This window comes from Deinococcus phoenicis (genome assembly GCF_000599865.1).
Classification (GTDB): domain Bacteria; phylum Deinococcota; class Deinococci; order Deinococcales; family Deinococcaceae; genus Deinococcus; species Deinococcus phoenicis.
In genome coordinates, this window is sequence record NZ_JHAC01000008.1 from 1 (window position 1) to 26,835 (window position 26,835).

The 26,835-nt window shown below is 69.7% G+C and carries 28 protein-coding genes; 18 read left to right on the forward strand and 10 right to left on the reverse strand.

The features are described from left to right. The first annotated feature begins 287 nt into the window (after positions 1-287). A protein-coding gene (prfB, locus tag DEIPH_RS02165; protein WP_152544740.1) for a peptide chain release factor 2 occupies positions 288-1,383 on the forward strand; the annotation gives its coding sequence in 2 pieces (ribosomal slippage) (positions 288-332 and positions 334-1,383; 1,095 coding nt in all). A 193-nt stretch (positions 1,384-1,576) separates the two neighbouring features. Beyond that, positions 1,577-2,572: a serine/threonine-protein kinase gene (locus DEIPH_RS02170; protein ID WP_034353148.1), complete on the forward strand. Its 996-nt coding sequence runs from the start codon at positions 1,577-1,579 to the stop codon at positions 2,570-2,572. On the opposite strand, the gene DEIPH_RS02175 is transcribed toward DEIPH_RS02170, so the two are convergent. Beyond that, positions 2,556-3,482 (reverse strand): GNAT family N-acetyltransferase, encoded by a 927-nt coding sequence (locus tag DEIPH_RS02175; protein ID WP_034353150.1) that lies wholly within the window; start codon positions 3,480-3,482, stop codon positions 2,556-2,558. The two genes, DEIPH_RS02170 and DEIPH_RS02175, sit on opposite strands and share 17 nt — an antisense overlap. Before the next feature lie 14 nt (positions 3,483-3,496). Beyond that, positions 3,497-4,018, reverse strand: coding sequence for a DinB family protein (locus DEIPH_RS02180; protein WP_034353153.1), 522 nt, complete (start codon positions 4,016-4,018; stop codon positions 3,497-3,499). Between the two features lie 139 nt (positions 4,019-4,157). Here DEIPH_RS02180 and rpsF point away from each other — a divergent pair, with 139 nt between their 5' ends. The 6 genes from rpsF to DEIPH_RS02210 all read left to right on the forward strand — a co-directional run bounded on the left by rpsF (position 4,158) and on the right by DEIPH_RS02210 (position 8,792). Then, positions 4,158-4,466, forward strand: coding sequence for a 30S ribosomal protein S6 (gene rpsF, locus DEIPH_RS02185; RefSeq protein ID WP_034353499.1), 309 nt, complete (start codon positions 4,158-4,160; stop codon positions 4,464-4,466). Positions 4,467-4,609: 143 nt separating this feature from the next. Continuing rightward, positions 4,610-5,506: a single-stranded DNA-binding protein gene (gene ssb / locus DEIPH_RS02190; protein ID WP_034353156.1), complete on the forward strand. Its 897-nt coding sequence runs from the start codon at positions 4,610-4,612 to the stop codon at positions 5,504-5,506. Between the two features lie 36 nt (positions 5,507-5,542). Continuing rightward, complete coding sequence (gene rpsR, locus DEIPH_RS02195; RefSeq protein ID WP_034353159.1) at positions 5,543-5,815, forward strand: 30S ribosomal protein S18; 273 nt, start codon at positions 5,543-5,545, stop codon at positions 5,813-5,815. Positions 5,816-5,828: 13 nt separating this feature from the next. Then, a complete protein-coding gene (gene rplI, locus DEIPH_RS02200; RefSeq protein ID WP_034353163.1) occupies positions 5,829-6,269 on the forward strand; it encodes a 50S ribosomal protein L9 in 441 nt (146 codons plus the stop codon). Between the two features lie 140 nt (positions 6,270-6,409). Next, on the forward strand, positions 6,410-7,144 hold the full coding sequence (locus DEIPH_RS02205) for a dienelactone hydrolase family protein (protein ID WP_051517084.1): 735 nt from the start codon (positions 6,410-6,412) through the stop codon (positions 7,142-7,144). Positions 7,145-7,235: 91 nt separating this feature from the next. Beyond that, the gene (locus DEIPH_RS02210) at positions 7,236-8,792 is read left to right on the forward strand and encodes an AMP-binding protein (protein ID WP_034353165.1); all 1,557 of its coding nucleotides are present in this window, start codon (positions 7,236-7,238) and stop codon (positions 8,790-8,792) included. A 6-nt stretch (positions 8,793-8,798) separates the two neighbouring features. Here DEIPH_RS02210 and DEIPH_RS02215 read toward each other — a convergent pair whose 3' ends face one another. Beyond that, a complete protein-coding gene (locus tag DEIPH_RS02215; RefSeq protein ID WP_034353167.1) occupies positions 8,799-10,085 on the reverse strand; it encodes an amidohydrolase family protein in 1,287 nt (428 codons plus the stop codon). Positions 10,086-10,129: 44 nt separating this feature from the next. Between DEIPH_RS02215 and DEIPH_RS18555 the strand changes: the two genes are divergently transcribed. Together DEIPH_RS18555 and rny are read left to right on the forward strand one after the other, a co-directional pair. Beyond that, the gene (locus DEIPH_RS18555; protein ID WP_152544741.1) at positions 10,130-10,828 is read left to right on the forward strand and encodes a hypothetical protein; all 699 of its coding nucleotides are present in this window, start codon (positions 10,130-10,132) and stop codon (positions 10,826-10,828) included. Positions 10,829-11,010: 182 nt separating this feature from the next. Continuing rightward, positions 11,011-12,699, forward strand: a complete 1,689-nt coding sequence (gene rny, locus DEIPH_RS02225; protein WP_034353170.1) for a ribonuclease Y — start codon at positions 11,011-11,013, stop codon at positions 12,697-12,699. Positions 12,700-12,779: 80 nt separating this feature from the next. Here rny and DEIPH_RS02230 read toward each other — a convergent pair whose 3' ends face one another. Then, complete coding sequence (locus DEIPH_RS02230) at positions 12,780-13,946, reverse strand: VLRF1 family aeRF1-type release factor (RefSeq protein WP_034353173.1); 1,167 nt, start codon at positions 13,944-13,946, stop codon at positions 12,780-12,782. Positions 13,947-14,208: 262 nt separating this feature from the next. Between DEIPH_RS02230 and DEIPH_RS02235 the strand changes: the two genes are divergently transcribed. Beyond that, positions 14,209-15,087, forward strand: coding sequence for a sulfurtransferase (locus tag DEIPH_RS02235; RefSeq protein ID WP_034353176.1), 879 nt, complete (start codon positions 14,209-14,211; stop codon positions 15,085-15,087). A 14-nt stretch (positions 15,088-15,101) separates the two neighbouring features. Here DEIPH_RS02235 and DEIPH_RS02240 read toward each other — a convergent pair whose 3' ends face one another. After that, positions 15,102-15,599 carry a DUF3105 domain-containing protein gene (locus DEIPH_RS02240; RefSeq protein ID WP_034353179.1) on the reverse strand — a complete coding sequence of 166 codons (498 nt, stop codon included), beginning with the start codon at positions 15,597-15,599 and terminating at the stop codon, positions 15,102-15,104. Positions 15,600-15,669: 70 nt separating this feature from the next. Here DEIPH_RS02240 and DEIPH_RS02245 point away from each other — a divergent pair, with 70 nt between their 5' ends. Beyond that, the gene (locus DEIPH_RS02245) at positions 15,670-16,242 is read left to right on the forward strand and encodes a 3'-5' exonuclease (RefSeq protein ID WP_034353181.1); all 573 of its coding nucleotides are present in this window, start codon (positions 15,670-15,672) and stop codon (positions 16,240-16,242) included. A gap of 16 nt (positions 16,243-16,258) precedes the next feature. Here DEIPH_RS02245 and DEIPH_RS02250 read toward each other — a convergent pair whose 3' ends face one another. Beyond that, positions 16,259-17,716, reverse strand: coding sequence for an MBL fold metallo-hydrolase RNA specificity domain-containing protein (locus tag DEIPH_RS02250; protein WP_034353184.1), 1,458 nt, complete (start codon positions 17,714-17,716; stop codon positions 16,259-16,261). 90 nt (positions 17,717-17,806) lie between these two features. On the opposite strand from DEIPH_RS02250, the gene DEIPH_RS02255 reads away from it, so the two are divergent. Further along, on the forward strand, positions 17,807-18,376 hold the full coding sequence (locus tag DEIPH_RS02255) for a universal stress protein (protein ID WP_081790732.1): 570 nt from the start codon (positions 17,807-17,809) through the stop codon (positions 18,374-18,376). Between the two features lie 10 nt (positions 18,377-18,386). After that, on the forward strand, positions 18,387-19,298 hold the full coding sequence (locus DEIPH_RS02260) for an L-lactate dehydrogenase (protein ID WP_034353187.1): 912 nt from the start codon (positions 18,387-18,389) through the stop codon (positions 19,296-19,298). Between the two features lie 27 nt (positions 19,299-19,325). Here the strand turns inward: DEIPH_RS02260 and DEIPH_RS02265 are convergent, their stop codons facing one another. Genes DEIPH_RS02265 through DEIPH_RS02275 form a run of 3 tightly spaced genes read right to left on the reverse strand, consistent with a single transcriptional unit; the run spans position 19,326 to position 21,893 of the window. Then, positions 19,326-20,312 carry an LptA/OstA family protein gene (locus tag DEIPH_RS02265; RefSeq protein WP_034353191.1) on the reverse strand — a complete coding sequence of 329 codons (987 nt, stop codon included), beginning with the start codon at positions 20,310-20,312 and terminating at the stop codon, positions 19,326-19,328. Between the two features lie 22 nt (positions 20,313-20,334). After that, complete coding sequence (locus DEIPH_RS02270) at positions 20,335-21,261, reverse strand: LptA/OstA family protein (RefSeq protein ID WP_051517086.1); 927 nt, start codon at positions 21,259-21,261, stop codon at positions 20,335-20,337. Then, positions 21,258-21,893 carry a hypothetical protein gene (locus DEIPH_RS02275; RefSeq protein ID WP_034353195.1) on the reverse strand — a complete coding sequence of 212 codons (636 nt, stop codon included), beginning with the start codon at positions 21,891-21,893 and terminating at the stop codon, positions 21,258-21,260. The genes DEIPH_RS02270 and DEIPH_RS02275 overlap by 4 nt, the downstream gene beginning before the upstream one ends. A gap of 115 nt (positions 21,894-22,008) precedes the next feature. Between DEIPH_RS02275 and DEIPH_RS02280 the strand changes: the two genes are divergently transcribed. Further along, on the forward strand, positions 22,009-22,773 hold the full coding sequence (locus DEIPH_RS02280; protein WP_034353198.1) for a TatD family hydrolase: 765 nt from the start codon (positions 22,009-22,011) through the stop codon (positions 22,771-22,773). A gap of 76 nt (positions 22,774-22,849) precedes the next feature. Beyond that, positions 22,850-24,010 carry an acyl-CoA dehydrogenase family protein gene (locus tag DEIPH_RS02285; protein ID WP_034353201.1) on the forward strand — a complete coding sequence of 387 codons (1,161 nt, stop codon included), beginning with the start codon at positions 22,850-22,852 and terminating at the stop codon, positions 24,008-24,010. Positions 24,011-24,059: 49 nt separating this feature from the next. Here the strand turns inward: DEIPH_RS02285 and DEIPH_RS02290 are convergent, their stop codons facing one another. Continuing rightward, positions 24,060-24,974: a magnesium transporter CorA family protein gene (locus DEIPH_RS02290; RefSeq protein WP_034353510.1), complete on the reverse strand. Its 915-nt coding sequence runs from the start codon at positions 24,972-24,974 to the stop codon at positions 24,060-24,062. Between the two features lie 125 nt (positions 24,975-25,099). Between DEIPH_RS02290 and DEIPH_RS02295 the strand changes: the two genes are divergently transcribed. After that, on the forward strand, positions 25,100-25,453 hold the full coding sequence (locus tag DEIPH_RS02295) for a fluoride efflux transporter FluC (RefSeq protein WP_034353513.1): 354 nt from the start codon (positions 25,100-25,102) through the stop codon (positions 25,451-25,453). After that, positions 25,450-26,661 (forward strand): exodeoxyribonuclease VII large subunit, encoded by a 1,212-nt coding sequence (gene xseA / locus DEIPH_RS02300; RefSeq protein ID WP_034353204.1) that lies wholly within the window; start codon positions 25,450-25,452, stop codon positions 26,659-26,661. Before DEIPH_RS02295 ends, xseA begins: the two co-directional genes overlap by 4 nt. Positions 26,662-26,835 lie beyond the last annotated feature (174 nt).

Here is a 26,835-nt window from a genome sequence, read left to right on the forward strand (position 1 = left end):
CATCTCTTCACCTGTCATGCTGCCCGCCTCGCTTGAGGCTCAGAAAAGATACAGGCATTCCCTCCACCTGTCAACTCCCCCCCGGAAGGTCTTTCTTGAAATATGAAAAAGTGCGCTGGCGACGGCCTCCGGGAAGCCCTTTCCGCCGCCGCATCCCCGTTTGGGGGCTGCCTGCTTCCCAGGGCAACTGGCCGCGCCGCTGGGTGAGCGGGGTGGCTCACCTATACTCCTGAGCGGCAGACACCCGCGCCCCGCTCAACGGGAGACCCGCGGAAGGGAGACACGCCGTGCAGGAATTGCTCGAAAAACTGGCGTCGCTCCGGGAGTACCTTTGACATTCCCGGGAAGACGAGAAGACTGAACGAACTGGACCGGGAACTCAGCGACCCGGAGCTGTGGAACAACACGGGCCGCGCGCGGCAGGTCACGCAGGAGGCCGGGACGCTGCGCCGCATCGTGGACGGTTACCGGACGCTGCAATCGGACGCGGACGGCCTCGGGGAGATGCTGGAGATCGCCAGCCCCGAGGAACGCGAGATGCTCGCCGAGGAGCAGGCGTCCATCCAGACGCGGGTGGACGACCTGTACCGCGAGACGCTCTTCACCATGAAGCACGCCGACGCGCCCGCCATCGTGCGCGTCAAAAGCGGCGCGGGCGGCACCGAGTCGCAGGACTGGGCCGGGATGCTCACGCGGATGTTCATGCGCTGGGCCGAGCGGCGCGGGTACAGGGTGGACCTGCTCGACCAGCAGGACGGCGAACAGGCGGGGGTGCTCAGCGCCGAGTTCATCATCCGGGGTGAGAAGGCTTACGGGATGCTGGCCCCCGAACACGGCGTTCACCGGCTGGTGCGCGTGTCGCCCTTCGACTCCAACAACCGCCGCCACACCTCGTTCGCCTCGGTGGACGTGGTGCCGGAAGTGCCGGAGGAGGAAATCAACATCCATATTCCGGATTCCGACCTGCGCCGCGACGTGTTCCGCTCGCAGGGCGCGGGTGGGCAGGGCGTGAACACCACCGACTCGGCGGTGCGCCTGACCCACCTTCCCACCGGGATCGCGGTGGCCTCACAGGTGACGCGCTCGCAGATCAAGAACCACGAGATCGCGCTCCAGATCCTCAAGCAGCGCCTCTACGACATCGAGATGCGCAAGCGTGAGGAGGAAGAAGCCAAGGCGCGCGGCGAGCAGAAGAAGATCGAGTGGGGATCGCAGATCCGCTCCTACGTGCTGGACAAACAGTACGTCAAGGACCACCGCACGGGCCTGATGAAACACAACCCGGACGACGTGCTGGACGGCGACCTCGACGACCTGATGTGGGCGGGGCTGGAATGGATGGCCGGGAAACGCGCCGCCGAGGACGCGGGGGACGACGAGTAAGCCGGGCGGAGCACTGCACCCGGCGAGGGGAGAGACGAGAACTGCGTCTCTTCCCTTTTTGTCTGCCCCGCTGCATGACGGGTCAGCCCCGGGAGACAGGTTTGGGTGACAGAACGCCGCTAGACTTTGAAGGACGCGGGTTCTCCCTTCCCGGAAGGGCAGTCGGGGAACCGCCTCCCCCCTCCTTCCTGTTATGACCCCAGAACGCTCCATTCCCGGCTACAAGCTCCTGCATCTGCTGGGGCGCGGTCACACGGCCCTGGTTCACCTGGCGCAGGACCCGCAGGGCAGGCAGGTGGCCCTGAAAATTCCGCTGGAAGAAACGCTGCGGGTGCAGGAAGCCGCCGAGCGCTTCGGCAACGAGGTGCGGATGACCCTCCAGTTCCGGCATCCCCAGGTGGTGCAGGGCTATACCGGCACGGCGTATGGCCCGAAAGCGTTCGTGGCGCTGCGCCACTACCCGGAAGGCACCCTCTGCGACGTGCTGACGCAGCGGGCGGGCAAGAAACTGCCCCTGGAAGAAGCCCTGCGCGTGCTGGCCGACGTGGCCTCGGGCCTCACGTACCTGCACCGGCTGGGGGCCGTGCATCAGGACGTGAAGACGCAGAACGTCTATCTGGATGGAGGCCGGGCCGCGTTGGGCGACCTGGGGAGCGCCTACTTCACGGCGCAGGGGGGCCAGTCGAGCGGCAGTCCCTACTATATGGCCCCGGAGATCTATCACGGGGAAAGCAGCAGCAGTGCCAGCGACGTCTACAGCCTCGGGGTGCTGGCCTACGAATTGCTCAGCGGCCAGCGGCCCCACCAGGGCGACACCTACGAGGAACTGATGGTGGCGCACCTGAACCGCTTCGCGCCTCCGCTCTCGCACCTGAATCCGCAGGTCCCGCGTTCCGTGGCCCGGCTGGCAGAACTCGCGCTCGCCAAGCGGCCCCAGGACCGGCCCCCGGCAGAGATCCTGCGCCGCGCCCTCCTCGCGGCCCTGGGAGAGCCGGCCGAGGAAGAAGACGCGGAGGCGGAAGCCGCGCCCCCCATCGCCACCACGCCCACACCCCGGCAAATGGGCCGTCACGGCCCAGTGACGCCCCGTGTCCCGACCCAGCCCGTTGCTGCTGGAGAGGCCCCCGGGGCGGCCACGACGGAAGAACGGGGCAGCGCCCGCTGGAATCCCTTCAAGCGCCGGAAGTAAGCGCGAACAGCTGGTGCAGCTCGAAGCGGCCGGGTCGCGCCTCGAAGCCCAGACGGCGGTTTACGGCCAGCATCGGGGCATTGCGGCTGTGGTTGTTGGTCCGCATGGCGGTCAGTCCGGCTTCCCGCGCCCGGCGAATGGCGTGCAGCTTGAGCGGGAGCGCCAGACCCTGCCCGCGCGCCTGCGGATGCACGGCGGTCAGTTCGTTGTAGGCCATCAGCTGGTAGGCCACCAGCGCCGTCGTGCCGAGCCACCCGCCGTCTGGCCCGACCGCCAGAACCAGCCAGTCGGGACGCGGGTCGTGGTCGAGGTGCAGAATCTCCCGCACCTGCTTCGGGGGCCAGCGCGGATGCCCCGCGAGGTCGGGCGTTTCGGTCAGGCGGTCCGCGAAGAAGTTCAGGTACTGCTCCAGGGTGGCCGCGTCCGCGCCGCCCAGGTCCGTGAAAGTCACGCCCTGTGCCGCCGCACGCGCCAGCGCCTCCCGGTGCGGTGTTTCATCGAAGGTGGTCAGATCCAGCTCGGAGGCGAAGCGGTGGGCGTGCGGGCGCAAGCCCCGGCGCTCGGCCCAGGCCAGACTGTCCGGCTCTGTGTCGGCCACGTCGGCGGCCAGCCCCGCCGCGCCCGCCTCACGCGCGGCCTGCTCCACTTCCGCCCACAGTGCCCGGCCCAACCCCCTCCCCCGCGCTTCCGGGTGAACGAGGACGCTGGCATGCAGGAAGCCCGGCGGGTCGAAGGGAAAGAAGGAGAGGTGGGCCAGACCCTGCACCTCTCCCCCACGCTCGGCCACCCAGCGGCGGTTGAGCTGCTGCGGGTCGCGGCGGGCCTCCCCAGCCCGGAAAGCCTCGACCGTGACCGTGCGATCCAGAACGAGATTCGACAGGGCCACCCAGGCGGGGGCGTCGGCGTCCATGAAGGGGCAGGGCCTCAAGCCTGCGCCCCCAGCGCCTTCACCAGCTGCCGGATGCTGCCCAGGTGGTAGGCGACGTGCGCGACAGCCCCAGCCAGCCCGCCGGTCGCGTCCCCCGTCGCCGGAGCGACCGCCTGCGTGCGGGCAAACTTCACCAGCTCCTCGTACGTCTGCCGCACCCGCGCCCGCAGCGCCGCCCAGTCTTCCTCGCCTATCTGCGCGGGCTGGAAGCTCCCCTTCCAGTCGAACGGCCCCCGGTCGCCGTCCCGCTCCCAGCGCACGATGACTTCCAGGTGAAAGGCCGTGTGCCGGGCGTGTCCGGCCACCGTCGAGCCGTGAACGTCGCGGCTGGCCTGCGCCGCGCTCAGGCGCTCCAGCGTGGCGAGCAACCCGTGATTGCCGCTGCCGTCCGCCTGCGTGCCGTCCAGAAAGGCGGTGCCCTGGCCGGGCGTGCCGCCCTCCACGGCCTCTTTCAGGATGTCGAGGATGCCTTCCACCCAGTTCTGGGCTGTCTCATTCTGGGCTGTCTCGTCGCTCATGCCCCAGCGTACCGGGAACCGTGGGGGGCGGACATGGTCCGGGTGGCTCTGGCGCGGCGGGCCGCCGTCTGCTACAGTTGCCAGTTGCGCCGCCCGGCGAGGCCCGAGCCTTGCCCGTGTGGCCGGAAGCGAGGTGAATATGAACCAGTACGACCTGAACCTGATCCTGAACCCCAACCTCAGCGCCGAGCAGGTGCAAATCGAGAAGGACTACATCGAGACGACGCTGAAGAACGCGGGGGCCGAACTCGCCAACCTGGACGACCTGGGCAACCGCCGCATGGCCTACGCCATCGACAAGGACCGCGAGGGCTACTACCTGATGTACACCATCAAGGCCGGGGGCAACCCCGAGAAGGACATCGCGTCCACCCTGCGCCTGCGCGACAACGTGCGCCGCATCCTGGTGGTCAAGGACCGCCCCGAGTGGAAGACCAAGAAGGCCTGAGCGCCTTCGTCCGTTACGCGCTTGACGTAATTGGATAGGTTTGTTACTCTTGGGTTAACCCGCAAGGGCCGTCCGCCAGCAACGCACAAACTCCAGTACGAGTACAGCTTTGTACTCCGCCAGCCACAAAGGAGAACCCAGTTATGGCCCGAGGCATGAACCACGTTTACCTGATCGGCGCACTCGCCCGCGATCCTGAACTCCGTTACACACCCAGCGGTGTGGCCGTTTTCGAGGCCACCGTCGCCGGTGAAGACCACGTGATCGGCAACGACGGACGCGAACGCAAGTTGCCCTGGTACCACCGCGTCTCGATTCTGGGCAAACCCGCCGAATGGCAGGCCGAAAAGGGCCTGAAGGGCGGCGACCCCGTGATGGTCGAGGGCGGCCTGGAATACAGCCAGTGGGAAGCGCCCGAAGGTGGCAAACGCAGCATGGTGCGCGTGAAGGCCCAGCGAATCGAGCAGCTCGGCTACGTGCCGGAACTCGTGCAGGATGCCGGAGGCGGCGTCCGTATGGGCAGCGGCATGAACGAAGTCCTGGTGATCGGCAACGTGACCCGCGACCCCGAACTGCGCTACACCCCCGCCGGAGACGCCGTGCTCGGGATCGGCCTGGCCGTGAACGAGACCTGGAATGACCGTCAGGGGCAGAAGCAGGAAAAGACGCACTGGATCGACGTGACGCTGTGGCGCGACCTCGCCGAGAGCATGAAGGACCTGAAAAAGGGCGATCCCGTCCTGGTGCAGGGCCGACTGGTCAATGAGGCGTGGACCGACCGCGACGGCAACAAGCGCAACAGCACCAAAGTAGAGGCGACGCGAGTCGAAGCCCTTTCCCGAGGCGCGGCCACCGGCAGTGCCGCAGCCACCCCCGCCGGACCTCGCACGCAGACCGCGAGCAGCCCGGCGCGTCCCCAGCCCAGCAGCGCCCGCGCGCAGCCGAGCCGGGCGGCGACCACGGGGACCCGTTCGGGGGGCTTGGATATTGATCAAGGTCTCGACGATTTCCCGCCGGAAGAAGAAGACCTGCCGTTCTGACCCGTTTGGGCAGAGGGCAGGGATTGAGGAACTCCTATGACGCAGTCCAGCACCGAGCGTAAACCGCGCGGCAAGGGGCCGAAGCGCCCCCGCAAGCCGAAGGTTGACCCGTTCTCCATCGGGGAACTGGAAATCACCGATTACAAAGACGTGAAGATGCTTCGCCGGTTCGTCTCGGACACCGGCAAGATCCTCCCCCGCCGCCGCACCGGCCTCTCGGCCAAGAATCAGCGCCGCATCTCGCAGACGATCAAGATCGCCCGCCAGCTCGCGCTGCTGCCTTACACCGAGAAGCTGGTCCGCAAGTAAGGAGGCTTGAAGCATGCAAGTAATCCTTCTTGAACCCGGTCGCCTGGGCAAGACGGGCGACGTGGTGAACGTCAAGCCCGGCTACGCCCGCAACTGGCTGATTCCCCAGGGCGTCGCCACCCCCGCGACCACCAGCAACATGAAGACCCTCGAGGCCCAGATCCGCGCCCGTCAGAAGACCCAGGCGCAGGAGAAGGCCAAGGCCGAGGATCTCGCCAGCCGCCTGAACGGCGTCGCCGTGGAACTCAGCGTGCGGGCGGGCGAAGGCAAGATCTACGGTGCGGTCACCCACGCCGACGTGGCCGCCGCGCTCGACCGCCTCGGGTTCGACGTGGACCGCCGCCGCATCGAGATGCCGAAGACCGTCAAGGAAATCGGCGAGTACGACATCGCCTACCGCGCGCACCCGGAAGTCACCATTCCGATGAAGCTCGTGGTACACGCGCAGAAGTAACGCCCAGCGCGGCAGTGGAGGCCCCAGCTTTTGCCGGGGCCTCCACTCTTTCTCTGCGCTTTGAGCGATGCCTCATCTTGCCGGCCGTCTGCCGGACAGGGCCGCCCGGACCGGGTACGGTGAAGGCCGGAGGTTTCCCCATGCTCAAGCCCACGCTGACGCTGGCCGCCCTCGCCCTCTCGTCCCTGGCGCTGGGGCAGGCCGTCAAGGGAATGGACGTGACCGTGACCAGCGGCGGCAAGGCGTACAGGAGCTACCTCGCCGCACCTGCCAGCGCCACCCCCAAACCCGCCGTGATCCTGCTGCATTCCTTCCGGGGACTGGAACAGGGCTACCGCGATCTGGTGGACGAGCTGGCGGCGGCAGGCTTCGTGACGCTGGCACTGGGCTGGCAGACCTTCGAGCAGGAACCCAGCGACGGCACCGTGAAGACGCTGGTGGAAGACGGCCTGAAGTACCTGGGCACACGGCGCGACGTGAACATGAACGCGGTGGGCCTGACCGGCTTCTGCGCGGGCGGGCGCTACACGATGCTGCTGCTGCCGCAGATGAAACAGTTCAGGGCGGGCGTGGCCTGGTACGGCTTCCCCGATCAGGGCGGCACGGCGGCCAAACCGCAGGCTCCCAGCGCCTTGATCGGGCAACTGACGGCCCCGCTGCTGATCATTCACGGCACCAGGGACCAGGCCAGCCCCATCGCGGGGATCTACGCCTATGCCCAGAAGCTGGACGCCGCGAACAAGGTCTTCAAGCTCAGCGTGTACCAGGGCGAACCGCACGGCTTCCTGCTGGCCGACAGCCGGATCGCGGACACCTTCGCCAGCCGCGACGCCCGGCGCGACATGGTGAACTATTTCCGCGAGTCTCTGCGCTGAGGGCGTTCCCTGGCGCGTGACGCGCCCGCCCTGCCCGCCGGGTCTAAAGTAGGGGCACCAAATCCATAGTGCTGTCCCGGAGGTGCCCCCGATGAAGACGCCCCTCACGCCCCTGGACCTGGTCCGGCGTGGCCTCAAGACCTATCCGCAACGCATGGCCGTGACGCAACCCGGCGGCCCCAGCTTCAGCTACCAGGAGTGGGGCGGGCGTATTTATCGCCTGGCCCGCGCGGTGGCGGTGGCTGTTCCGCCCGGCTCGCGGGTGGCGGTCCTGTCGCCCAACACGCACGAGGGCCTCTTGACCTACGCGGCGGTGCCCTGGTCCGGCAATGTGCTGGTGCCGCTGAACACGCGCCTGGTGCCGGAGGAATACGCCTTTCAGCTGCGGCACGCGCAGGTCAGTCTGGTCCTGGCCGATACGACCCTCGCGCCGCGCGTGGAGGAGGTCTGCCGCGAGCTGGGCATCGGGCTGTGGGTGATGGGCGAGGGCAGCGACTTCGAGGAGCGGTTGAGCAGGCAGGACGCCTCTCCCCTGCCCCTCCCCGCGCTGGACGAGGACGACGTGATCACCATCAACTACACCTCGGGCACGACCAGCAGCCCCAAGGGCGTGATGCTGACGCACCGCAATACGCTGCTGAACGCCGTGGAGACGCTGTACAACCTGCAGTTCGATCAGGACAGCGTGTACCTGCACACCCTCCCCGACTTTCACGCGAACGGGTGGGGCGGGGTCTGGAGTCCCTTTGGGGTGGGGGCGACCCATGTGACGCTGCCCGCCGTACGGGGCGAGACGATCCATGACGCGGTTCATGCCTACGGCGTCACTCACCTGTCGGCCGCGCCGACCGTGCTGAGCATGATCACCGACCCCGCCAGCGCCCGGCGCACGCCCCGGACAGTTCGCGTGGCGACGGCGGGCAGCCCGCCCCACGCGCGCACCATCGCGGACATGGACGCCCTGGGCTTCGAGGTCCTTCAGGTGTACGGCCTGACCGAGACCAGCCCGCTGATCACGGTCGCGGAACTCTCGGAGGCCGAGCGCGCGCTCCCCACCGCCGAGCGGGCCGCGCTGACCGCCAAGCAGGGCTTCGAGATGTTGCTGGCCGGAGAGGTAGAGGTGATGTCGCCGGGCTTCACGCCCGTTCCCCAGGACGGCCAGACGCTGGGCGAGATCATGGTGCGCGGCAATCTGGTGATGCACGGCTATCTCGACAACCCGGAAGCGACCGCCAAAGCCTTCGAGGGCGGCTGGTTCCATACCGGCGACGTGGCGGTGGTTCACCCGAGTGGCCGCATCGAGATCCGCGACCGCAACAAGGACGTGATCATCTCGGGCGGCGAGAACATCAGCAGCGTGGAGGTGGAAGGCGTGCTGTACGCGCACCCCGCCGTCCGCGAGGCGGTGGTCGTCGCCCACCCCGACGAGAAGTGGGGCGAGGTGCCCTGCGCCTTTATCGCCCTGCACGCGGGGCAGCAGGCCAGCCCCGAAGACCTCACCGCCCACGTCCGCCAGCACCTCGCCGGATACAAGGCCCCCAAGCATTACGTGTTCCGCGACGACCTGCCCAAGACGGCCAGCGGCAAGTTCCAGAAGTTCCTGCTGAGAAATGAACTGTGGGAGGGCCGAGAGCGCGCGGTGAACTGAGGGCGGTCAGACCCAGACCCGGCCTGCCCGGATCACCGTACGTAGGCGGCGGAGAGCGGCGATGTCGCGGGTAGGGTCCCCTTCGACGATCAAGGCGTCGGCATAGGCGCCGGGGCGCAGGACACCGACCACCGGTTGTCCACGCCCGGCCAGCAGGCGGCCTGCCGTGCCCGTCGCAGCCCGCAGGGCCTCCAGCGGGGAGAGGTGCGACTGCTGGACAAGGTGCGCGAGTTCGGCGTGCAGGCCACCGCCGGGCAGATTATCCACGCTGGCGGGGGTGTCGGTCCCCGCGCCGACCTGTCCGCCCAGATCCAGCACGCGGCGGGTGAGGGCCGCAGCGAGGCGGGCATCCCAGTCGGGGGCGGCACGGTGCCCGCTCGTGGCCGCGTGGACTGCGTTCCATTGCTCGCGCAGACCGTCCACCGCTGCGCCTCCACGTCGGCCCTGCGGAAGCCCGCTCAAGTCGGCCCGGCGGTCGTGGCGCACGCCCTCGTAAACGCTGAGGGTCGGCACCAGAACTGTTCCCGCCTCCACCACGGCCTGCGCGAAAGCCGCCAGCGTCCCTTCGTCAGGAAACTGGGTGGTGGGGTCGAAGCCGAGCCGCCGAAAGGCGAGCGCAAAGCCACTGACGTGTTCCAGAGTCTGCACACCGAACTTCAGCGCCTCCAGAGCATCGACCTGCGCGCCGCTCAGCCCGCGTGTCAGACGCATCCCCAGGTCGGTCATCACGGGCAGGTCATGTTCCCGTGCCCGCCGCACCGCCGCAGCATAGGCGTCCTGCGGCAACTGCTCATAGAGCTTCACGGTGTTCACGCCCTCCACCGCGAGCGCGTCCACCGCGGCCCTTGCCTCACCCGGCGTGCGGACGATCCAGGCTCCCGCCGCACGGTCCCCCACCTCGCCCAGCACCCCCTCCCCGAAGTGCCGGAAGATGCTGTTCGGCCCGTCCAGAATGGTGCCCGCCCCGAACACGCGTGGCCCCTCGCCCGAAGCCGCCAGCGCCCGCAACCCGGTCAGCATGGCCAGGCTGCTTCCCGCATCGCGCACGGTGGTGACGCCTGCCTCGGGAAACCAGCGGGCGTAGTGGGGCCGGGCGTGGACATGCAGGTCCACCAGACCGGGAAGAATCGTGCCGTCTGGCCCGGTATCCAGCACCCCGATCCCCTCTGACAGGGGCAGGCGTTCGGCCACCTCCAGCACCTGCCCGCCCTGCATCAGCACGGTGGCGTGGGGCCAGAGGCGTTCGCCGTCGAAGAGGCGTCCGGTGAGCGCCAGCAGGGGAGCATCGGTCATGCCGCAGCGTGCCGCACTCTCTTCTCACACCGTAAGCTGGTGCTGTGAGTAGTGTCCTGCACCTCTCTGACCCCGCCGCCGTGAAGCTGCTGACGCACGGGCGAACGCGCCGGGTGCTGGGGGCTTTCTTGAAGGGCGAGAACACCGTGGCGGGCGCAGCACGCGAACTGGCCCTCGACCTCCGCGTGGTCCACCGGGACGTGCTGGCCCTGAACGCGGCGGGGCTACTGCGGGTCGTGCGCGAGCAGAAGCGCGCGGGCCGCCCGGTCCGGGTCTATGCGGCGGTCGCCCCGGCCTTTTTCGTGCCGTTTTCCGCGACGGGCGCGGCCGGGCTGGAGGAGCTGGGCAGCGACCGTGCCGAACGCTATGCCGCGCTGTTTCGCACGGCCTTCTTCCGGGAGTTCGAGCGGCTGCACCACGAACAGAGCGGCGGGCGGGGGGGGGGGGTGCGGCTGTACCTCGCGCCGGAGGGCCACGTGCAGGCCGACACAAGCTACGAGGGTGCGGAACTGGTGGACGCGGGCGTGCGTTATCAGGGACCGCTGGGTCTCGTGCTGAACGCCGACGCGACTGTGACGCTGACCGAAGCCGAGGCGCGGGAAGTGCAGGTGGAGCTGATCCGGCTGCTGATGCGGCTGCGCCCCCGCACACTGGCCCACGAGGCGGCGGGGGGTGGGCGGCCCTTTCTGCTGAGGCTGGGCCTGGTGCCGGTCACGCCGGAGGAACGGGCGACGCTGAGCTGAAGACGCCGGGCTGAAGTTGCCGGGGCCTCCTCCGTGCGGCCTACGGTTTGCGGGACGCTTGGCGCTAGACTGCTGCACGAGTGTCCGCACTCGTACCACAACACTTTTTCTGACACTTCTTTCGGGCGCGGCCGCGAGCGTCGCTCAGGTGCGCCCAACACGGACCGAAAGGAAGGGCCACCATGAATATGCTGTACTTCGTGCTGGCGCTCCTGGTGGGGTTGGCAGGCGGATTCTTCGCGGGGCAGGCGCGCGGTCAGCAGCAGCGGGCCGCCACCGACGACCAGCTCCAGCGGGAAGCCCGCGCCGAGGCGGAACGCATCCGGGCACAGGCCGACGCCGAGGCCCGGCAGCTGCGCGAGCAGGCCGACCAGCGCCTGCAGGACGCGGCCCGCCGCCTTCAGGAAGCCGACGACCGGGAACGCCAGAGCCAGCTCCAGCTGGAAGCGGGACGCGAGCAACTGCAAACGCAGCGCGCCCAGGCCGAGGCCGAGCGCGCGCGCGCTTTGCAGGACGCCACGCGCGAACGCGAGACGCTGAGCGCCGACCGCCAGGAAACCCGCCGCGAGCGCGACGAACTCAAGCGCGAGATCGAGCGCCTCAACCGCCGGGCCGAACAGCTCGACGCGCGGGGCGACAAGCTCGACGCGCTGGAAGAGCGCCTGGAAGGGCAATTGCGCGCGCTGGCCGAGCAGGAGGCCGACCTGACCGAACGCGCCCGCCAGGCCGACCTGAAGCTGTACGAGGTCGCGGGCCTGACCCCGGAAGCGGCCCGCGCGCAGATTCTCGGTCAGCTCGACGCCGAGCTGGAGGAAGAAAAGGCCATCCGCGTCCGGGCGATGACCGAGCGCGCCACCTCGGAGGCCAGGCGCACGGCGCGGAACGTGATCGCCCAGGCCATTCAGCGCAGCGCCAGCGAGACGAGCGCTTCCATGAGCGTGTCGGTGGTGCCCATCCCCAACGACGCGATGAAGGGCCGCCTGATCGGGCGCGAGGGCCGCAACATCCGCGCCTTCGAGGCCCTGACCGGCGTGGACCTGATCATCGACGACACGCCCGAGGCAGTGATCCTGTCGAGCTTCAACCCGGTGCGGCGCGAGGTGGCGCGGCACGTCCTTGACGCGCTGGTGGCCGACGGGCGCATCCACCCCACCCGCATCGAGGAAATGGTCCACAAGGCCCAGGACGAGATGAAGACCTTCATCCACACCCAGGGCGAGGAAGCCGCCATCGAGGCGGGGGTGGTGGGCCTGAAGCCGGGGCTGGTCCAGCTGCTGGGCCGGATGTACTTCCGCACCAGCTACGGCCAGAACGTGCTGAAGCATTCGGTGCAGGTCGCGCACCTGACCGGCATCATGGCGGGCGAACTGGGCCTGGACGCTCCGCTGGCCCGCCGCGCGGGGCTGATGCACGACGTGGGCAAGAGCATCGACCGCGAGATCGAGGGCACCCACGTCGAGATCGGGATCAACCTCGCCCGGCGGTTTGGCGAGCCGCCGGAAGTGATCGACGCGATCGCCCACCACCACGACCCGGAGAACGGCGAGACGCTGTACTCGGTGCTGGTCGCCGCCGCCGACGCCATCAGCGCCGCCCGGCCCGGTGCCCGCCGCGAGGAACTCGAAGCCTACGTGCGCCGTCTGGAGCAGCTGGAGCAGATCGCGGTGGCCTTTCCGGGCGTGCAGCAGGCCTACGCCATCCAGGCGGGCCGCGAGGTGCGCGTGATCGTGCAGCCCGAAAAGGTCACAGATGCCCAGGCCACCCTGCTCGCCCGCGAGATCGCCGGACGGGTCGAGCAGGACATGGAATACCCCGGCCAGGTGCAGGTCACGGTCGTGCGCGAGAGCCGCGCCGTCGAGGTCGCCCGGTAAGGGACAGGGGCAAAGAGGGGGGCGGTCACGCGCGCGAAGCGGACCGCCCCTCTTCCTTTTGACCGCTTCAGTGCCGCCCCTCAGTACCGGGGCAGGCCCGCCAGTCCCCCGAACTCCTGCACCAGCCGGTTCGCCTGATCGCCGTGCAGCCGCTTGACCTCCAGCCCGTAGAGGTCGGTCAGGTCGGGCAACACCTCCTCCAGCGTCACGTATTCCATCAGGCTGCCGTCCAGCGGGCTTTCGGGCACGTCCTTCTTCCCCGTGAAGTACGGTACCTCGCGGTTGTGGCTACGGTACAGGTGAAACTGCGCGCCGTCCTCGGGAATGACCAGCTGATAGATGCGCCCCTCCTGCACCATCTCCAGCACACGCTCCAGCTCCATCACGCCGTGTTCCTGGATCTCCCGCAGCACCCCCTCCTCGGCCTGCTGGCGGTGCGCTTCCAGAATGGGCTGAATCTTCTCCAGGATCTCCGCCGGGTTCACCCAGCCGGTCCCGCCAGTCACGTTCGTCTCGCCGATCACCTCGAAGGGAGCCTTGTCGGGAAGCTCGGCCCGGAAGGCCGCGAGGCGCTCGCCCGGCCCCACCAGGATCAGGTCGCGGATGTGGCCCAGGCGCAGGATGTCCCCGAGTTCCTTGGCCATCCCGTTGTAAAAGCGCTGCTGCTCGGCGTCCTCGCGGTTCTGAAAGAGGTCGGCGCTGCTGTCGCTGCGGGGGCCACTGCCCTGCGCCGACCCGCCCGCGCCCGGCGTGCCCGGCACGTGGCGGGTGCCCTGCGCCATGGCGTCCCAGCTCTTGCCGTTGTCGATCCGCACATTTTCCTCGCGCGTGATCTCGTTCAGCTCGCCCTGTTGCAGCAAAAAGAGCCGCGCCCACTCGCGGTCCACGGCCAGCACGGCGGCGCTGGGCAGCAGGTCCAGCAGCCCCGTCAGCATGGACTTCAGGGGACGGCCATAGTGAAAGCGTTCGGGCAGGTCGGCCTGAATGTCGTGGCGCTCGAACACGTCCTCCCCGATGATATACAGGGCACTCTTGCCCGAACTCATCTGCGCCCCGTGCAGATCGGTCAGGACCTGATTCATGACAGTGGGGGGCACACCTGCCTCCTGCATCCTGACCTTGGCGCGGGTCTGGAGGGCCGTGCCCTCGTTGTCGGGCAGGGCGGGATTGACGGCGACGACGGCCATCAACAGCATGGCATTGTCCGGGAAGCTCTGAATCCGCTGGAGGTCAGCTCTGGAAATCATGGTTTCTCCCTTCCGGGTCCATTGTCGGAAAGACAGCCCGCCGGAAGTGACCCATTTCGCTGAAGCACGGTTTACCGTTGTCCTGTCCCGCCGGCTGAAGGGCGAGGCCTGTTCCCTCCTTGCCCCTGCCCGGTGGGGAAAGCACACGCATGAACATTCAAGTGCATAATTTGACTTCCCCTGCATTCCACGCTATCTTGTTTTTATCACCGCCCAAGAGGCGGCTTTTTTATTGCCCCTCCTCCGGGTGTAGCCTGCGGGTATGGCCGCCTTCAAATCTCCGCCGCCACCCTCTCCGCTCAAATCCGCCGCCTGGCTGGTCGAGCATCTGAGCGATCCGCAGGTGCGGGTGCTGGACTGCCGCTACGCCCTGACCGATCCGCTGGTGGGGCGCATCGCCTATCTGGAGGGGCATGTGCCGGGCGCGATCTATGCCGATCTGGAAACTGACCTGAGTGGTCCGGTGCAGCCCGGCGGCGTGGGGGGCCGGCATCCTTTGCCGGACCCGGCAAGGCTGGCCGGGTGGCTGGGGAGCGTGGGCATCGGGGGGGACAGCGTGGTGGTGACCTACGACGATCCCAGCACCGGCCAGGGCTTCTATGCCGCGCGGGCCTGGTGGCTGCTGCGTTGGCTGGGGCTGGGGCAGGTCTATGTGCTGGACGGCGGCTGGCCTGCCTTCCTGGCGGCAGGAGGACAGGCCAGCACCGCCGAGCCGGACTTTCCGCCCACGACCTTCACGCCGGACGTGCGCGGGGACCTGGTGGCGACAGCCGAGGACGTGCTGGGCCGGGACGCAGGCACGCTCCTGATCGACTCGCGCGCTCCTGCCCGCTACCGGGGCGACGTGGAACCGCTCGACCGCAAGGCCGGGCACATCCCCGGGGCCGTGAACCGCGAGTGGGCCGGGGCGCTGGGCGAGCGGGGCCACTGGCAGGGCGGCGAGGCGCAGGCCGCACGCCTGGGCGCGGGAGACGCCCCCACCATCACCTACTGCGGCAGCGGCGTGAGCGCGGCACCCAACCTGCTGGCGCGCGAACTCGCCGGGGTGCCCCTCGGCCCGCAGAACCGCCTGTACGCCGGGTCATGGAGCGACTGGGTCAGTGACGACGCCCGGGCGGTGGCGACGGGCGAGGAAGGGTAAGGCTTCCGGCCTTTTCAGCGCGTGCCGCCGTAGTTGCCCGAGCAGGCCGCGCCGCGTTCGGGGGCGGTCGGCCCCTGCTCATACTGGTCCAGGAAGGCCTTCAGGCGCTCGTCGGTGGGGCTGTCCACCGTCAGCTGCGCGTTCCAGGCGCTGATCACGACCGGCGCGGGCAGGCCGTCGTAGGGACTCAGGAGCGTGTAGGGCCGTCCGTCCACCAGCTTCTTGAGCGCGGCCACCCCCTCCGCGCCCAGGCCGGGGCGGTAGGTGATCCAGACGGCGCCGTGTTCGAGGCTATGCACGGCGTATTCGTTGTAGAGCGGCTGATCGTACACGCCGCAGTTCTGCCAGTTGGGGTTGTGCGGGCCGCCCGCCGGGGGCGTCTCGGCGTAGACGAGCGCGCCGCTGCGGTGGTCGCCGCCCGCATAGTCGAAGGTCTTCACCCCCTCGATGCCGGACTTGCCACAGGCGGCCAGGGAGAGGGGCAACAGGGCGAGCAGCAGGATGCGGTTCATCGCTTCCCAGGGTAGCGGCAGAACGTGAACCGGATGCCCCCGCCCGGCGTCCGGCGTGGGAGGCTGAGGCATGACCCCTTCTCCCGCGCCCCGCCTGGCCGCCCTGAATCAGCCGATCATCTTCGTGGACACCGAGACGGGCGGACGCGACCCCGCGCGGCACCCGCTGCTGACGGTCGGGCTGGTCACGCTCACGCCGGAAGGCGAGATCACGCGGCCCCTGCACCTGCGCGTGCGCCACGAGCATTACGACGTGGAGGCCGAAGCGATGGCGGTGAACGGCATCGACCTGGCAGCGCACCACGCCGGGGCGCAGCCCCCGGAGGAGGTCGCCGACGCGGTGCGCGCCTACGTGCGCGAGGTCGGGCGGGTGATGCTGGGCGGGCACAACCTGCACTTTGACCTGGGCTTTCTGCGGCCCCTGCTGCCGGACCTGAACCGCGTGTTCCGGCGCGGGCGGGTGGACACCAAGCTCAGCGCGCAGTTCCTGATTCACGCAGGGGTGCTGCCGCGCAAGGTGGGCACGCCGCTCGACCAGCTTGCCAAGCACTTCGGGCTGGACTATCAGGCCCATGACGCGCTGGAGGATGCGGCGGTGACGGCGCGGGTGTATGCGGAGCTGCTGCGGCTGGCAGCCCGCTGAGGGGGAGAGGCGCGGCCTACTCGCCGCCTTCGCCGGCGCGCGCGTCTCCCCGGCTCTCGGGGATGCCGGGCGGGCGTCCGCCGGGAAAGGTGGTGGTCAGCAGGTCCACCGGCTGATGGTCGGGCATGACGGTTCCGGTCAGACCATGCCCGGCCAGGACGGGCAGGAAGGCGTCCATCACGCCCACCTCGCCGTGGACCAGCCACACGCGGGGAGAGCCGGTGGACGCCAGGAAGGCCAGCAGATCGTCCTGATCGGCGTGGGCGGAAAAGCCGCCGATGGTGTGGACCTGGGCGCGCACCACGACCTCGTCGCCCATGATGCGGACGTGGTCGGCCCCCGCCACGATGCGGCCCCCCAGGCTGCCGGGCGACTGGTAGCTGACGATCACCAGGCTGGTGCCCGGCTTCCAGAGGTTGTGCTTGAGGTGGTGCTGGATGCGGCCGCCGGTCATCATGCCGTTCCCGGCCAGGATGATGGCGGGGCCGTCGTAGCGGTTGATGCGCTGCGACTCGGCGCTGGTCGGCACGACGTGCAGCGTGCTGGGCCGGAAGGGGTCCTCACCGTTCCGGAGGGCTTCGCGCACGGGCGGGATCAGTTCGTCGCCGTACTCGAAGTATTCGTGGGTGGCGCGCGCCGCCATCGGGGAATCCAGAAAGACCGGGATGCGCGGCACGTCGCCCGCCTCCATCAGCCCCCGCAGCGTGTAGAGGATCATCTGCGCGCGCTCGATGGCGAAGGTGGGAATCAGGATCTTGCCGCCCGCGCGGATGCTCTGGTGCAGCGCATCCGCGAACTCGGCCAGCGTCGCGGGCAGGGACCGGTGCGTGCGGTCGGCGTAGGTCGTCTCGATCACCACGGCGTCGGCGGGGGGCGGCGGCGTGAAGTCGAGTTGCAAGCCGCTCTCGCGGTTGCCCAGGTCGCCGGACAGGATCAGGCGCTCACCGTCCGCCTCGATCAGGAGGTAGGCGCTGCCCAGGATGTGCCCGGCCCGCCCCGGCGTGACCCGCAAGGGGCCGATGTGCGCCGGCTCGCCAAAGCGCAGGGCGGGGCGCAGCAGGGCGAGGGTGCGGTGAACGTCCTCCTCGTCGTAAAGCGGCTCGGGCACCTCCGACTCGCGGCCCAGCCGGCGCGCCCGGCGCAGGTCCTGGCGGAAGCCCTCCACCTGGAGGCGGGCGGAATCGAGCAGCACCGTCTCGGCCAGTGCGGCGGTCGGCGCGGTGCAGAACACCGGTCCCCGGTAGCCGCGCCGGACCAGCAGCGGCAGCCTGCCGACGTGGTCGAGGTGCGCGTGGGTCAGGATCACCGCCGCGAGGTCGTGCGGGTCGAAGGGAAAGGCCTCGCGGTTGCGGGCTTCGAGTTCGTCACCCCCCTGAAACATCCCGCAGTCGATCAGCACCTGGCCGCCCCGGGTGGTGAGCAGGTGCGCGCTTCCCGTGACGGTCAGCGCCGCCCCCAGACTCTGAAGGTGCATGGGGGCAGTGTGACCGAAGTGGCCCGGGCGGGGCTTTACCCGCCCTTCAGAAAGTGGGCGGATGGGGCAGGGCGGGTGTACGTTCGGCGCATGACAGACCCTCTGATTTTCAAGGCCGGGACGGGTGCGGACCCGGCGGAAGACGCGGTGCAGACAGAGCCGGAACAGGCCGGGGCAGAGCAGACGGGGCCGGGCGGCTCCTCCTCTTCCTCCTCCTTCCGCCGCATCGCGGTGGGCATCGACTTCTCGCCCGCCTCCGACTACGCCCTGGAGCTGGTGCGGACCCGCTTTCCGGGCGCGCAACTCCGCCTGCTGCACGTGACCGACGCCCGCGTGACGGCTACGCCCGACCTGATGGGCGGCCTGACCCCGGCCAGCCTCGACCCCACCCTGCTGCATACGCTGGAGGATGCCGACGCGGATCGCCTCGCCCGGCTGGTGCAGGGTGATGAGGAAACCGAGCTGCTGGTGGGCGACCCCGTGACCGGCATTCTGGAAGCCGCCGCACGCTGGGGCGCCGAGCTGATCGTGGTGGGCACCCACTCGAAGGGCGCCATCGAGCATTTCTTCGTGGGCAGCAGCGCCGAGAAGCTGGTGGCGCGCAGCCCGGTCCCGGTCCTGACGGTGCGCCTGCCCCGGGAGCCGTCTCCCCGGCGATGAGAGGCGGCGCATGAAGGTCGGCGTGGTCGGGACTGGGCTGGTCGGGGCCACCGCCGCCTATGCGCTGACCCTGCGCGGCTCGTGCAGCGATCTGGTACTGGTGGACAAGGACCCCCAGCGCGCCCAGGCCGAGGCGCAGGACATCGCCCACGCCGCTCCGGTCAGTTCCGGGACGCGCGTGGGCAGCGGTGGGGACGCGGCGCTGGCAGACTGCCGGGTGGTCGTGGTGGCGGCCGGGGCCAACCAGCAACCGGGCGAAAGCCGCCTGGACCTGCTGGACAAGAACGCCGCCATCTTCCGGGAGGTGATTCCCCGGGTGGCCGAACAGGCCCCGCAGGCCGTGCTGTTGATCGCCACCAACCCGGTTGACGTTCTGACCGACCTGGCCACCCGGCTGGCCCCGGATCACGCGGTGCTAGGGTCGGGCACGGTGCTGGACAGCGCCCGCTTCCGCCACCTGATCGCCGAACGGGCGGGGGTGGACGCCACCCACGTCCACGGCTACGTGCTGGGCGAACACGGCGACAGCGAGGTGCTGGCCTGGAGCACCGCCACCGTCGCCGGGCTGCCCGTGGCCGACTTCATGCGGGCCAGGAAGCTCGACTGGTCGGAGGCCGTGCGCGCCGGGATCGACGCCGGAACGCGGGACGCGGCGGCGGCCATCATCCAGGGCAAACGCGCCACCTACTACGGCATCGGCGCGGCCCTGGCCCGCATCACCGAGGCGATTCTGGGGGACCGCCGCGCCGTCCTGACCGTGAGTGCGCCCACGCCCCACTACGGCGTCAGCCTGAGCCTGCCCCGCATTGTCGGCGCGCGGGGCGTGGAAGATACCCTTCTTCCCACACTGACGGCGGAAGAACAGGCCGCCCTGAACGCGAGCGCTGAGGTCCTGCGCGAGACGGGCCGGCAGCTGGCCTGACCCGGGAAGGCCACAAAAACCCCCGCCTCAGGGCTGGGCGGGGGGAGAGGCTGGGGCGGGCGTGCCGGGACTGCCGGACCCGGGACTTTCCTCCCCGTCCTGAAACTCGCCGGTGATCGTGCCGCCGGGCGCCGCGTGGACGACCACCTCGTCGCGGTCCAGATAGTAGAGCAGTTCCTGGGCGCTCAGGACATTGCTGCCCTGCACGCTCTGGGCGGGCTGCTCGGGAGTGCCGAGCAGGCGGGCCAGATTCGCCTGGTCGTCGTACTCGACGCGGGCCGCCTTGCTGACGCGTCCCCCCTTGCTGTTCAGCACCACGTTGCCCACCAGCACCGTCTGCTCCTTGTCGACGTTCACCTCGATGTGTTCGCTGGTGCCGGTCAGGGGGCCGTCCTCGGAGGGCCGGGTAAAGCTGATGGGGCCGTCGATGCGGGCAATGCCGTCCGTCTCGTCGTAGACGAGCTGCTGGCCCTTCAGTTCGGTGCGGCCCTGGGTGACCAGCACCGTGTCCGGGGTGGGCTTGGGCAGGGCCTCGACGGCGCAGCGGCTCAGGCGGTCGGTCTGGCCCTCCGGCACGGCGTCCAGAAAACGGGCCGACCCCGCGCTGGCCTCCACGCGGCCGTCACCGCCTTCCCCATCTTTGCCCTGCCGCTGGGTCACCAGGGCCAGGGGCACACGAATCACGTTCTTGTCGATGGTGATCCGCACGCCGCCCGGTCCCGTCTCGCTGAAGACGGCCAGGCTGGGGGCGTCCTCCGGCTCGCCTTCCTGCGGGCCGCAGATGGTGAAGATACCTGTCTCGTCGCTGGTCCCGGTGCGGACGATGTGGATCCGCCGTTCCTGTCCGTCGTCCCCCTTGCGGACCAGCTCCAGACTGGCATTCTCGGCCTCGCTGGCTGGCGCGGCGGGTGCCGCCGGCCCGGTGGTGGGTGCGGGCGCCTGCTGCGCCAGGACCCACACGGGCAGGGCGGCCCCCAGCGTGAGGGTCAGGGTGAGGGCCAGGAGCCGCCGCATCGGTGCAGTCTACCCGGCGGGCTTACTTCTCACCGCGCAGCTTGAACTGCTCGGCGGGAATCTTGTAAGCGCTGTTCAGGGCGCGCACGCGGGCCAGGTCGGTGCGCTGCTCCAGTGCGCCGCTGGCGGGCGCTTTCACGGTCACCTTGGTCTTGCTGTCCACGCTGACCGCGTTGCCGACCACGTAGGCCACGTTCTTCTTGTCGTCGTAGTACACGGCGTCCCCGGTGGTGGTCAGCGTGCCCTGCACCAGCCGCACGCCGCCGCGCACATACAGCGTCTTCTCGGCGGTGCGCGCCCGCACCTCCTGTCCGGTGATGGTCAGTTCCTTCTGGCTGCCCTTCGCGGCGCGGGTCAGGCTGGGGCTGCCGGTGAGCTGCGCGAGTTCCTGGTCCTCGTCGAAGATCAGCCGCTCGGCCTTGCCGCTCTGGCTGCCGTTGGTCAGGCGCACGTTGCCGCTGCTGGTGGACAGGTTGTTGTCCACGTCCAGGCTCATCTGGCCCGCGCTGATGCTGACGGTATCGCCGTTGCTCCTGTCCTCGGGGACAAAGGTCGCGCTGGGGTTGACGCTCAGGACACCCTGTCCGGTCGCCTCGCTGTAGGCGAGTTGCCCCCCCTTGGCGGTCAGGCGGCCACGGGTCACGACCACATTGTCCGAGAACTGGGCGGTGCGCTTGCCCTGCGCCCTGGGATCGCTCAGCGGCGTGCCGGCGGGCGCGGCCAGCGTCGCCCTGGCCGCCTGGATCCTGAGCGTGCTAACGGACGCCTTGACGGGATTCCCGCTGAAGGTGTAAGGCCCGTTGCGGATATCGCCGCGCGGGGCACCCTCGATGTTGATCAGTCGGCTGGTGGCCGCGCCCTGCGCGAGCACGGTGGTGGCGGCCAGGGCCGCGACCAGGGCCAGGCGGGTGCGGGGGGAGGTCAAGCGGGCAGAAACAGGTCGGTTCATGTCAGGTCTCCTCGCGGAGCAACGTCGGCCAGCGGCACACGTCGTCCGTTCTTGCACGTCTCGGTGGGGTCCAGCGGCGCGCTGATGCGGCTGTCCTCGCCGGAATCGTCGATCTGAAACTGGAAGGACATCCGCAGCCGGGTGATCTCGCCGGTCAGGAAGGGGGAGTCCAGCACCGCGCGGGGTGCGCTGAAGCCGTAGCCCTGCTCGACCCGCACGGGCTGCCCCGGCGTGCCCCTGAGGTCGATGTCGGCACACTGCTGCACCAGGGTGATCCGGGCCTGACGGGTCAGCATGTTGTCCTGCGAGTCGATCGTGAGGTCCGGGGCCTTCAGCGTGGCGTCCAGCACGGCGCGGCCCGTCGGCTGACCGTTCGCGCCGCGTTCCCTGACCCAGCGCCCGCCGTCCGAGAGGCCCGCGAGGTGGGTTTCGCCCTTCAGGGGATCGCTGGTCACTTCCGAGGCCCGGAAGCGCCACACCGCGTCCGCATCCCGCGCCGGATACAGGGTGAGGGCCACGCCCTGAAGCGCCGCGCCCGTCTGCGCGGTGTCCGCCCGGCCCGCAGGCAGAAACGCGAACACCAGCGCAAAGAGGCCCAGCAAGGCGAGCGCGTACACCCCGGCTTTCAACACGCGCGCACTCTAGCGCCCACCCCTCATGAGAGTGATGGGCGGGGGCTGACGGGGCGTGAGGAGGGGCGGGGGCTTCCCACGTCCAACACCCAGCGAACCCCTTACCCTCTTTCCCATGATCGACACCCACTGCCACCTCGACTACCTCGACGACCCGGCCTCGGCGCGGGGGGAACTCGGTCTGAGCGGCATGGTCTGCATCGGGGCGAGTGCCGAACATGCTCGCAACGCGGTAGCGCTGGCCGAGCAGTTCGGGGACGTGTGGGCGACGGCCGGCCTGCATCCCACCGACACCGCAGAAGACAGCGCGGACGTGCGGGCGGAGATCGAGACCCTGGCCCGGCACCCGCGCGTGGTCGGCATCGGCGAGAGCGGGCTGGACGACTACTGGGACGACACGCAGAGGGCGGCGCAGGTGTCGGCCTTCGAGTGGCAACTCGGCCTCGCGCAGCGGACCGGCAAACCGCTGGTGATTCACGTGCGCGACAAGGCCGGGCAGGACTCGGCCCACCGGGGCGTGATGGACGTGCTTTCCGGCTGGCCGGACGTTCCGGTGATCCTGCACTGCTTCAGCGGGCACCCGGACCTGTTGCGCTTCGGGGTGGAACGCGGCGCATTCTTCGGTTTCGCGGGGAACACGACCTACAAGAATGCGCGCGAGATTCAGGAGGCGGCCCGTCAGGTGCCGCTGGACCGCCTGCTGGTCGAGACGGACGCGCCGTTTCTGGCTCCGGTGCCCAGGCGCGGCAAGCCCAACCGCCCCGGCTACATGCGGCACACGCTGGACTTTATCGCCGGGCTGCGCGGGATGGAAGCCGCCGAACTGGAGCGCCTCACGGACGCGAACACCCGCCGGGTGTACCGGCTGCCGGACGCGTAGACTCCAGGCAAAGCCGCAGCAGACCCAGGGCAACAGGCTGAAAGCTGACGGCTGACTGCGCCCGGAGGTTTTCCCCATGATCGACGAATTCGCCGTATTCGACCTGCTGACCCCCGACGAGAGACTGATCCGAGGGAGCGTCCGCGCCTTTTGCGACGCGGCGTTGCTGCCGCAGATTGCCGACTGGTGGGACAGCGGCAGTTTCCCGGTGCGGGACGTGATGCGCCAGTTCGGCCAGATGGGCCTGCTGGGGCCGACCACGCCCGAGGCGTACGGCGGGGCGGGGACGTCCTACAGTGCCTACGGCGCGATGATGTACGAACTGGAACGGGTGGACAGCGGGTTACGCAGCGCGGCCAGCGTCCAGGGCAGCCTGGTGATGTTCCCGATCCTCACCTACGGCAGCGAGGAACAGAAGCGGAAGTACCTCCCCGGCCTGGCTTCCGGCGAACTGATCGGCTGCTTCGGCCTGACCGAACCCGACGGCGGCTCCGACCCCGGCGCGATGCGGACCCGCGCCCGCAGGGACGGCAACGAGTACGTGCTCAGCGGCAACAAGATGTGGATCACCAACAGCCCGGTGGCCGACATCGCGGTGGTGTGGGCGAAGGACGATGAGGGCGTGGTTCGCGGCTTTCTGGTGCCCACCGATACGCCCGGCTTCAGCGCCCCCGCCATCCACCGCAAGATGAGCCTTCGGGCGTCCATCACCGGCGAAATCGTGCTGGAGGACTGCCGCATTCCGGCCGAAAACATGCTCCCCGGTTCCGGCGGGTTGAAGTCCCCGCTCTCCTGCCTGACCTCGGCGCGCTTCGGGATCGCGTGGGGGGCGGTGGGGGCGCTGGAAGCGGTGCTGCAAACGGCGCTGGACTACACCGGCAGCCGGACGACCTTCGGCAAACCCATCGCCGCGCGGCAACTGGTGCAGGACAAGCTGGTGCGCATGGCGACCGACCACAGCACCGGGCTGCTGCTGGCGTGGCGGCTGGGGCAGCTCAAGGACGCGGGCCGGATGAACTATGCCCAGGTCAGCTATGCCAAGCGCAACAATGTCCGGGTGGCGCTGCAAGGCGCGCGGCTGGCCCGCGAGCTGCTGGGCGGCAACGGCATCACGACCGAATATCCGGTGATCCGGCACATGCTGAACCTGGAAACCGTGGACACCTACGAGGGCACCCACGACATCCATACCCTGATCGTGGGGCGGCACCTCACCGGTCAGGGCGCGCTGGAGTAGCGGGGTCGGCAGTGGGTTCAGCGGGGCAGAGGCCGTGAGACGCCCGCCCTCACCACCATCCCCGCCGCTTGAAGGAGTAGGCCAGCAGCCCGCCGATCAGCAGGAAGCTGGCCCAGGCCAGCGCGTAACCGTAAGGCCACGACAGCTCGGGGATGACCTTGAAATTCATGCCCCACACGCCGGCCAAAAAGGTCAGCGGCAGAAAGATCACGCTGACGGCGGTCAGGGTCCGCATCACCTCGTTCATGCGCTGGCTTTGCAGGTTGAGGTGCAGGTCGAGCAGGCTGGTCAGGAAATCGCGCAGGCCGTCCAGGCGGCTGCTGACCCGGGCGAAGGAGTCCTGAACGTCGCGGTAGCGGACCAGATCGGCGGGCGCGCCCTCGGCGTGCCGGGCCAGCAGGGCGACGGCCTCGCGCGCATCGGTGCCGAGGCGGCGGGCCTGCGCCAGCACGTGCTTGAGGGCGAACACGTCCCCGACCGGGTTGCTGCGCCCGTCCAGAAAGACGCGCTCCTCAAGTTCGTCCACCCGCGCTTCCAGGGCGTCGGCCAGGACGAAAAAGGTGTCGGCGGTCCCGTCGAGCAGTTCATACACGATCTCGGGCGCGGTGTTCACGCTCTCGCGGCCCACCAGCGCCCAGACGGTGTCCAGCGCCCGCGTGCCCGCGCTGCTGACCGTCAGCACGGCGTCCGGGTACAAAAAGATGCTGAGGCGCTCGGTGAACTCGTCGGCCGTCCCGGGCCGCGCAAAGGACCGGACGGTGACGAAGCCGTGTTCCGGGTAGGCTTCCGCGCGGCTCCAGTGGCCACGTTCCAGCGCGTCCTCCAGGGCGAGGCGGTTGAGCGCAAAGGCGGCCTGGAGCCGGGCGAGGTCCTCGGGCGTGACCGCCTGCGCGTCCACCCACACGTGCTGGGCCTGGCCGGTCCAGTCGAGGGCCGTGCCCGCCAGGGTCTGGGCGCGAATCATGAAGGTCATGGTACGTGGTGAGTGGGGAGGGGTGCGTGGGACAGGACCGGGGACCCTTCGGCGGCAAACGCGCCGCGCCTCCCCGCTCCCCTATCCTGTCCCACGTGAGTGCGTGGCTGTGGGTGATGGCGGGCGGCGCGGTCGGCGCGGCGGCGCGCTACGGCGTGCAGGTGGCCTTGCTGCCCCTGGCGGCGCGAACCGGCTTTCCCTGGAGCGTGCTGGGCATCAACGTGCTGGGATCGTTCCTGCTGGGCCTGACGCTGACGCTGGTGGGGCGCGGGCTGTGGCCGGAAGCCGCGCGGCTGGCGTTCGGGACCGGGCTGCTGGGGGCCTTTACCACCTTCAGCACCTTCAGCGTGGACCTCGACGGGCTGCTCGCGCGCCCGGCGGCGGGGACGGCCCTGCTGTACGCGCTGCTGAGCGTGGGGCTGGGCCTGCTGGCGGCGGTGGCCGGGCGGCTGCTGGGAGACCGGCTGTGACCGGCCGCCGGCACAAGAAGGCGGAAGCCACGCGGCCCCCCGAGCAGTTCCTCGACCTCGCGGACGTGCTGCTGTATGTGGGGCAGGTGATCGCGCGGGGGGTGCCGGGAGCCGTGTGGGTACGCGCCGAGATCGCCAGTCTGACCGACCGCCGCCACCTCTACCTCGATCTCGTTCAGGTCGGAGCAGAAGGCGAGGTCGCCAAGTGCCGCGCGACCGTCTGGGCACGCGAACGTTTTGCGCTGGAAGGCAAGTTCCGCCGCGCGACGGGCGGCACCCTCACGGCGGGCCTGAAGGTGCTGCTGTTCTGCACGGCGGAGTTTCATCCGCAGTACGGCTTCTCGCTGAACGTGCTGGACGTGGCCCCCGAGTTCACCCTGGGTGACGCGGCGCTGCGGCTGGACGCCCTGCGGGAGACGCTGGTGCGGGAAGGCGTGTACGGCCTCAACCGCGCGCTTCCCGCGCCGCAGGACTTCGCGCGGGTGGCCGTCATCAGCCCCCGCGAGGCGGCGGGCCTGGGCGACTTCCGCCGCGAGACGGACGCGCTGGAGGCCGCCGGTGCCGTGCAGTTCCTGTATCTGGAAGCCACCTTCCAGGGCCGGGAGGCGGCGGGAAGTCTGACGCGGGCGGTGGCGCAGGCGCGGGAGGCGCACGCGCGGGAACCTCTGGACGCGCTGGTGGTGATCCGGGGCGGCGGGGCCGTGACCGACCTGGCGTGGCTCAACGATCTGGAGGTGGCCCGCGCCCTCGCCACGTTCCCGGTGCCCGTCATCACCGGCCTGGGACATGCCCGCGACGACACCCTTCCCGACGAGGTGGCCTGCCTGCGCACCGACACGCCCAGCAAGGCCGCCGCACTGCTGGTCCGCACGGTGGCCGCCGCCGCCGCCCAGGCCCAGGAGGACGCCCGGACCATCCGCGCCCACGCCCGCGAGGTGCTGGTCAACGCCGACGCCGGGGCCAGATGGGCACTGGACCGCCTGCTGGGCACGGCCCGCCGCCAGGCCGACGCCGCCCACGTCGGGGCGGACGCGCTGATGCGCCAGGCGCTGGGCCTCACACCGCAGCGCACGCTGGCACGCGGCTACGCGCTGGTGCGGGACGCGAACGGCACGCCCGTCACCCGCGCCGCCCAGATCCGGGCCGGAGAAGCCCTCACGCTGGAATTCGGGGACGGAGAGGCCCGGGTCCGCGCAGGGGGAGCCTGACCCCGCCCTCAGGCGAGCCGGGGCCAGGCCGCGAGGGGTCAGGCCGGAGGGCGCTGCCGGAGCACCACCCGCTGGGGGTGACCGCGTAGATTTTGTCACAGCCCAGGAATTTCAGCCGTGTGGGGCGCGCCTGCGGGGCCTGAGGTGCTCCGGAGTCTGCTATTTTTGAGCGAG

Coding starts and splice junctions, on each gene's coding strand:
- rpsR (WP_034353159.1), top strand. CDS start 5,543: ATGACGCAGTCCAGCACCGAGCGTAAACCGCGCGGCAAGGGGCCGAAG.
- DEIPH_RS02240 (WP_034353179.1), bottom strand. CDS start 15,599: ATGAACCGCATCCTGCTGCTCGCCCTGTTGCCCCTCTCCCTGGCCGCC.
- rpsF (WP_034353499.1), top strand. CDS start 4,158: ATGAACCAGTACGACCTGAACCTGATCCTGAACCCCAACCTCAGCGCC.
- DEIPH_RS02285 (WP_034353201.1), top strand. CDS start 22,850: ATGATCGACGAATTCGCCGTATTCGACCTGCTGACCCCCGACGAGAGA.
- DEIPH_RS02270 (WP_051517086.1), bottom strand. CDS start 21,261: ATGAACCGACCTGTTTCTGCCCGCTTGACCTCCCCCCGCACCCGCCTG.
- rny (WP_034353170.1), top strand. CDS start 11,011: ATGAATATGCTGTACTTCGTGCTGGCGCTCCTGGTGGGGTTGGCAGGC.
- DEIPH_RS02215 (WP_034353167.1), bottom strand. CDS start 10,085: ATGACCGATGCTCCCCTGCTGGCGCTCACCGGACGCCTCTTCGACGGC.
- DEIPH_RS02230 (WP_034353173.1), bottom strand. CDS start 13,946: ATGATTTCCAGAGCTGACCTCCAGCGGATTCAGAGCTTCCCGGACAAT.
- DEIPH_RS02205 (WP_051517084.1), top strand. CDS start 6,410: ATGCTCAAGCCCACGCTGACGCTGGCCGCCCTCGCCCTCTCGTCCCTG.
- DEIPH_RS02265 (WP_034353191.1), bottom strand. CDS start 20,312: ATGCGGCGGCTCCTGGCCCTCACCCTGACCCTCACGCTGGGGGCCGCC.
- DEIPH_RS02255 (WP_081790732.1), top strand. CDS start 17,807: ATGACAGACCCTCTGATTTTCAAGGCCGGGACGGGTGCGGACCCGGCG.
- DEIPH_RS02235 (WP_034353176.1), top strand. CDS start 14,209: ATGGCCGCCTTCAAATCTCCGCCGCCACCCTCTCCGCTCAAATCCGCC.
- DEIPH_RS02260 (WP_034353187.1), top strand. CDS start 18,387: ATGAAGGTCGGCGTGGTCGGGACTGGGCTGGTCGGGGCCACCGCCGCC.
- ssb (WP_034353156.1), top strand. CDS start 4,610: ATGGCCCGAGGCATGAACCACGTTTACCTGATCGGCGCACTCGCCCGC.
- DEIPH_RS02250 (WP_034353184.1), bottom strand. CDS start 17,716: ATGCACCTTCAGAGTCTGGGGGCGGCGCTGACCGTCACGGGAAGCGCG.
- DEIPH_RS02180 (WP_034353153.1), bottom strand. CDS start 4,018: ATGAGCGACGAGACAGCCCAGAATGAGACAGCCCAGAACTGGGTGGAA.
- rplI (WP_034353163.1), top strand. CDS start 5,829: ATGCAAGTAATCCTTCTTGAACCCGGTCGCCTGGGCAAGACGGGCGAC.
- DEIPH_RS02295 (WP_034353513.1), top strand. CDS start 25,100: ATGGCGGGCGGCGCGGTCGGCGCGGCGGCGCGCTACGGCGTGCAGGTG.
- DEIPH_RS02290 (WP_034353510.1), bottom strand. CDS start 24,974: ATGATTCGCGCCCAGACCCTGGCGGGCACGGCCCTCGACTGGACCGGC.
- DEIPH_RS02210 (WP_034353165.1), top strand. CDS start 7,236: ATGAAGACGCCCCTCACGCCCCTGGACCTGGTCCGGCGTGGCCTCAAG.
- DEIPH_RS02170 (WP_034353148.1), top strand. CDS start 1,577: ATGACCCCAGAACGCTCCATTCCCGGCTACAAGCTCCTGCATCTGCTG.
- DEIPH_RS02280 (WP_034353198.1), top strand. CDS start 22,009: ATGATCGACACCCACTGCCACCTCGACTACCTCGACGACCCGGCCTCG.
- DEIPH_RS02245 (WP_034353181.1), top strand. CDS start 15,670: ATGACCCCTTCTCCCGCGCCCCGCCTGGCCGCCCTGAATCAGCCGATC.
- DEIPH_RS02175 (WP_034353150.1), bottom strand. CDS start 3,482: ATGGACGCCGACGCCCCCGCCTGGGTGGCCCTGTCGAATCTCGTTCTG.